General features: G+C 61.9%; 6 protein-coding genes. 5 read left to right on the forward strand and 1 reads right to left on the reverse strand.

The genetic code is table 11. The features are described from left to right. The 4 genes from WBB95_RS17510 to WBB95_RS17525 form a co-directional block, all read left to right on the forward strand. Positions 1-685: metal ABC transporter solute-binding protein, Zn/Mn family (locus WBB95_RS17510; RefSeq protein WP_424488733.1), on the forward strand; the 685-nt coding region annotated here is incomplete at its 5' end. After that, a complete protein-coding gene (hisI, locus tag WBB95_RS17515) occupies positions 682-1,107 on the forward strand; it encodes a phosphoribosyl-AMP cyclohydrolase (protein ID WP_424488734.1) in 426 nt (141 codons plus the stop codon). The genes WBB95_RS17510 and hisI, both read left to right, overlap by 4 nt. Beyond that, a complete protein-coding gene (locus tag WBB95_RS17520; RefSeq protein ID WP_017135756.1) occupies positions 1,104-1,664 on the forward strand; it encodes a DapH/DapD/GlmU-related protein in 561 nt (186 codons plus the stop codon). Before hisI ends, WBB95_RS17520 begins: the two co-directional genes overlap by 4 nt. 3 nt (positions 1,665-1,667) lie before the next feature. Beyond that, positions 1,668-3,005: a dihydroorotase gene (locus WBB95_RS17525; protein ID WP_424488735.1), complete on the forward strand. Its 1,338-nt coding sequence runs from the start codon at positions 1,668-1,670 to the stop codon at positions 3,003-3,005. Here the strand turns inward: WBB95_RS17525 and WBB95_RS17530 are convergent. Further along, the gene (locus WBB95_RS17530; protein ID WP_424488736.1) at positions 3,002-3,523 is read right to left on the reverse strand and encodes a DUF3617 domain-containing protein; all 522 of its coding nucleotides are present in this window, start codon (positions 3,521-3,523) and stop codon (positions 3,002-3,004) included. The two genes, WBB95_RS17525 and WBB95_RS17530, sit on opposite strands and share 4 nt — an antisense overlap. A 130-nt stretch (positions 3,524-3,653) precedes the next feature. On the opposite strand from WBB95_RS17530, the gene cls reads away from it, so the two are divergent. Beyond that, the gene (cls, locus tag WBB95_RS17535) at positions 3,654-5,093 is read left to right on the forward strand and encodes a cardiolipin synthase (RefSeq protein WP_424488737.1); all 1,440 of its coding nucleotides are present in this window, start codon (positions 3,654-3,656) and stop codon (positions 5,091-5,093) included. Positions 5,094-5,145 lie beyond the last annotated feature (52 nt).

Below are 5,145 nucleotides of genomic sequence, written 5' to 3' on the forward strand. Positions count from 1 at the left end.
CGCCAAGGCGCTGCTCAAGGCCAAGGTCATCATCAAGAACGGCCTCGGTTTTGAGCCTTGGCTGGACCGCCTGGTCACCAGCACCGAAACCAAAGCCACAGTGGTCACCGCCAGCAAAGGCGTGATCTCCCACACCATGGAAGAAGACGGCGAAACCATCCCGGACCCGCACGCCTGGCACAACCTGGCCAACGCCGAAATCTATGTGAACAACATCACCAAGGCGTTGATCGCAGCAGACCCGGCCAACACTGCCGATTACCAGCGCAACAGCCAAGCCTACCTGAAGGAAATCTACCGCCTGCTGGCTGAAGCCAAGGCCAAGTTCGGCGCGCTGCCGCCGGGCAACCGTCGCATCGTGACCTCCCATGACGCGTTCGGTTACCTGGGCCAGGCCTATGGCATTCAGTTCCTGGCGCCACAAGGTTTGTCCACCGAACGTGAACCGTCTGCCGCCGAAGTCGCCGCGCTGATCACCCAGATCCGCAAAGACAAGGTCAAGGCCGTGTTCATGGAAAACATCAAGGACTCGCGCCTGCTCAAGCAGATCGCTGACGAAAGTGGCGCGCAGATCGGCGGCACGCTGTACTCCGACGCCCTCGCCGCCGAAGGCCCGGCCAGCACCTTTACCGGGCTGTTCGAATACAACCTCAACACCCTGTGTGCGGCCCTGAGCAAGCCATGACCTTGAGCATGCTCGACTTGGAAGAGGCTGCCATTGGCAGCCGCTTTCCGCTCGAACCTGTGCTCGACGCGCTGGCGTGGAACAGCGATGGCCTGATTGCGGCCATCACCCAGCAACAGGGCAGCGGCGAAGTGTTGATGCTGGCCTGGATGAACCGCCAGGCCCTCAGCGAAACCCTGGCCACCGGCCAAGTGTGCTACTGGTCGCGTTCGCGCCGGCAGCTGTGGCGCAAAGGCGAAAGCTCCGGCCACGGGCAACAGTTGCTCGAAGCGCGCCTGGATTGCGACGGCGACGCGGTGCTGCTGATCGTCGACCAGCAAGGCCCGGCCTGCCACACCGGCCGACCCACCTGCTTTTACAACGCCATCGACGGCGACCACGTTCACGTCATTACCGAGCCTTTAAAGGAACCCGCTGCATGATCCGCAAGAACCCTTCCGGCGACCTGCCGGTGATCGCCGAGTCGGCCTATGTCGACAAGACGGCAATCATCTGCGGCAAGGTCATCATCGGCGAGAACGTGTTCGTCGGCCCTTACGCTGTGATCCGCGCCGACGAAGTCGACGCCACCGGCGACATGGACCCGATCACCATCGGCGCCAACTCGAACATCCAGGACGGCGTGGTCATCCACTCCAAATCCGGCGCGGCGGTGACGATCGGAGAATTTACCTCTATCGCCCATCGCTCCATCGTCCACGGCCCGTGCACGGTCGGCGATCGCGTGTTCATCGGCTTCAACAGCGTGCTGTTCAACTGCGCCGTCGGCGACGGCTGCGTGGTACGCCACAACTCGGTGGTCGACGGCCGTGATTTGCCCGCCGCCTTCTACGTGCCCTCCACCACCCGCATCGGGCCCAATACCGACCTCTCGCAATTCCCGCCGGTGAGTGTCAGCGCCTCGGAGTTTTCCGAAGACGTGGCGCGCACCAACGTCGACCTGGTGCGCGGCTACAAAGCCCTGCAAAACGAGTTTTGAACCATGAGCCGCCTGCTGATTCGCAACGCCCGCCTGGTGAATGAGGGTCAGGTATTCGACGCCGATGTGTTGGTCGCCAATGGCCGCATCGAGAAGATCGCCACCAGCCTCGAAGGCTACAACGAGCCGGTTGAAATCGACGCCCAGGGCCAGTGGCTGCTGCCGGGCATGATCGACGACCAAGTACACTTTCGCGAACCGGGCGCGCCGGACAAAGGCAGTTTTTACAGCGAATCCCGCGCGGCGGTAGCCGGTGGAATCACCAGTTTCATGGACATGCCCAACACCAATCCCGCCACATTGAACCTCGAAGCGCTGGCCGACAAAAAGCGCCGCGCCGCACTGCATTCGGTTGCCAATTACGGCTTTCACTTCGGCGTTAGCAACGACAACCTCGACACCGTCGCCGCTCTCGACCCACGCGAAGTGGCCGGGGTCAAAGTGTTCATGGGCGCTTCCACCGGCAATATGTTGGTGGACGATCCAAGGATCCTGGAGCGCCTGTTTGCCGAAGTGCCGACCATTCTGTTGGCTCACTGCGAACACACGCCGAGCATCCTCGCCAACGAACAACGACTGCGTGAACGCTTTGGCGACCTCATCCCCGCCGTCGCGCACCCGCTGATTCGGGATGCCGAGGCGTGCTATCGCTCGTCGTCTTTTGCCGTGGAGTTGGCCAAGCGGCATGGCACGCGCTTGCACGTGCTGCACCTGACCAGCGCCCGCGAGCTGGAGCTTTTCGAAGACAAACCCCTGGCGGAAAAACGCATCACCGCCGAGGTCTGCCTGCATCACCTGCTCTTTGATGACCGCGACTATCACCGCCTCGGCCACCAGATCAAATGCAACCCGGCCATCAAGACCCGCGCCGACCGTGACGCTTTGCGCGTGGCGTTGCTGAGTGACCGCCTGGATGTGATTGGCAGTGACCATGCGCCGCACACGTGGGCGCAAAAGCAGTTGGGTTATCGAGAGGCGCCGTCCGGGCTGCCGCTGGTGCAGCACGCGCTGCCGGCGTTGCTGGAGCTGGTGGCCGACGGGCTGCTGCCGCTGACCACGCTGGTGGCGAAGACCAGTCACCGCGTGGCAGACCTCTTCGCAATCCCGGACCGTGGCTATCTACGCGAAGGCTATTGGGCCGACCTGGTGCTGATCAAGCCCGAGCCCGAGGGCAAACCCGTCACCAGCCAGCCGATCCTCGCGCGCTGCGGCTGGACACCCTTCGCCGAGCGCAGCTTTCGCCATAGCGTCAGCACCACATTGGTGTCCGGCCACTTGGCGTGGCACAACGGCCAAGTGGTCGACAGCTGCCAGGGTTTACCGCTGCATTTTCTGCGTTAAGCGCGGGGTTTGACCGTACCGCAATCGTTGCCCAGCCACTGGGCGTGGCTGTCGAGGCTGCCCTTCTGCTGGATGCCGGTGGCATTGAAGGTACCGTTAACCGTGGTGGTGAACTCCTGCTGGCTCTTGAAGGTGGCCACGCCAGTGCCCTGGGCTTTCGGGCAGCTGAAACGGAATTTCCACTGGTTGCCGGTCTTGTCGGTCACTTCCTGCTTGCAGCCCGATTGCGGGTCGGTCAGCGGGATCGAATCCGAGGCGACTTGTGCCGGCGTCAGGCACACCTGCACGCCTTTGCCAGCCATGGTGATGCCTTGTTTTTCCAACATGGCGCGCTGTTCCGGGGTCATCTGTTGCTTGAGTTGGCCAAGGATCAGCGAAAGGTCCGGCAGGTCCTGGTTATCCACTTTCATATTGCTGGTGGTCAATTCCCACAAGCCCGGCGCCAGCATCTGCGCCTGAGCCGCCACGGGCAGCGACAAACCAACAACCATGGCCAAACCTAGCAGACGAGCATTCATCGGGTAACTCCTGGGTAATTGTGGGCGTTAGACGCCGCAAAGGCGCCAGTGTTGCACGGCAAATAAAATAGCGACATTCGCCGCCGTTCATGGTCTGTTACGCACTGGATTGACTGGAGTTATGTCGTTCATGGATTTTTTTGGCCCGCACCTGCTCGCCTACTTTATTGCCACACTGCACTTTCTCGGGACCCTCGCCGCCATCCACGCGGTGCTGACCGTCAGGACTGCCCAAGGCTCGATCGCCTGGGCCTTGTCGCTGATGTTCATGCCTTACCTGACACTGATTCCCTACCTGATTTTTGGCCGCAGCACCTTCGACGCCTACATCCAGGCCCGTCGCCAGGCCAACCAGGAAATGCACACCGCGATCACCGAGCTGAACTGGCGCCCATGGGTCGAAGAGGCCCTGGCCGCGCGCAACTCCAGCGCCTACGCCTCGCTGCGCGCGATGCCCAAGCTGGGGCGCATGCCGTGCCTGGCCAACAACGAGGTGCGCTTACTGATCAATGGCGACGCCACGTTCAGCGCGATTTTCGCGGCCATTCGCAATGCCAAAACCGCCGTGCTGTTCCAGTTCTTCATCATTCATGACGACGAGCTTGGCAGGCAGTTGCACGCCTTGCTGAAGGAAAAAGCTGCCGAAGGCGTAGACATTCACGTGCTCTACGACCGCATCGGCAGCCACGCCCTACCCCACCGCTATGTGCAATCGCTGCGCGACGCCGGGGTCAAGGTTAAAGCGTTCGCTACGCGCAGCGGCTGGCTCAATCGCTTCCAGGTCAACTTCCGCAACCACCGCAAGATCGTGGTGGTGGACGGCATTACCGGGTTTGTCGGCGGGCATAACGTCGGCGATGAATACCTGGGTAAAAAGCCGCCACTGGCGCCGTGGCGCGACACGCACGTGCAAGTCACCGGCCCGGTGGTCGCGTGCCTGCAGGAATCGTTTGCCGAAGACTGGTTCTGGGCTGCGCGCGAGCTGCCGCCGTTGATCCTGCCGGATGCTTACCCCGAAGACGGCGTGCTCTGCCAACTGCTTGCCAGCGGCCCGGCCGACCCGTATGAAACCTGCTCGCTGTTTTTCGTCGAAGCCATTCACGCGGCGACCGAGCGGGTGTGGATCACCAGCCCGTATTTCGTCCCCGACGAAGCTGTATTCGCCGCCCTGCGCCTGGCCGTGCTGCGTGGCGTCGACGTGCGCCTGCTGCTGCCCTCGCGCCCGGACCACAAAATCGTCTATGCGGCCTCCAGCCTTTATGCGATTGAAGCGGTACGCGCCGGGGTGCGGGTGTTCCGCTACACGCCAGGCTTTTTGCATCAGAAAGTGGTGTTGGTCGACAGCGAAATCAGCGCCATCGGCAGTGCGAACCTGGACAACCGTTCGTTCCGGCTGAATTTCGAAGTGATGTTGCTGACGGTGGATGAAGCATTCGCCAGCCAAGTGGAGCAGATGCTGCTGGATGACTTTGCCCAAGCCCATGAAGTCAGCCAGGAAGAGAGCCGCGAGACTCGCCGCCTGCAACAATTGGGTATGCGGGTAGCGCGCTTGATCTCACCGATTCTCTAGCAGCCAGCGCAGAAAAAAATGTGGGAGCTGGCTTGCCTGCGATGGCGGTGTG

The sequence above is a fragment of the Pseudomonas sp. genome, assembly GCF_049645325.1.
GTDB lineage: Bacteria > Pseudomonadota > Gammaproteobacteria > Pseudomonadales > Pseudomonadaceae > Aquipseudomonas.

Excerpts from the sequence above, each read along its gene's own strand:
- hisI (WP_424488734.1), top strand. The coding sequence starts at position 682 with ATGACCTTGAGCATGCTCGACTTGGAAGAGGCTGCCATTGGCAGCCGC.
- WBB95_RS17520 (WP_017135756.1), top strand. The coding sequence starts at position 1,104 with ATGATCCGCAAGAACCCTTCCGGCGACCTGCCGGTGATCGCCGAGTCG.
- WBB95_RS17525 (WP_424488735.1), top strand. The coding sequence starts at position 1,668 with ATGAGCCGCCTGCTGATTCGCAACGCCCGCCTGGTGAATGAGGGTCAG.
- WBB95_RS17530 (WP_424488736.1), bottom strand. The coding sequence starts at position 3,523 with ATGAATGCTCGTCTGCTAGGTTTGGCCATGGTTGTTGGTTTGTCGCTG.
- cls (WP_424488737.1), top strand. The coding sequence starts at position 3,654 with ATGGATTTTTTTGGCCCGCACCTGCTCGCCTACTTTATTGCCACACTG.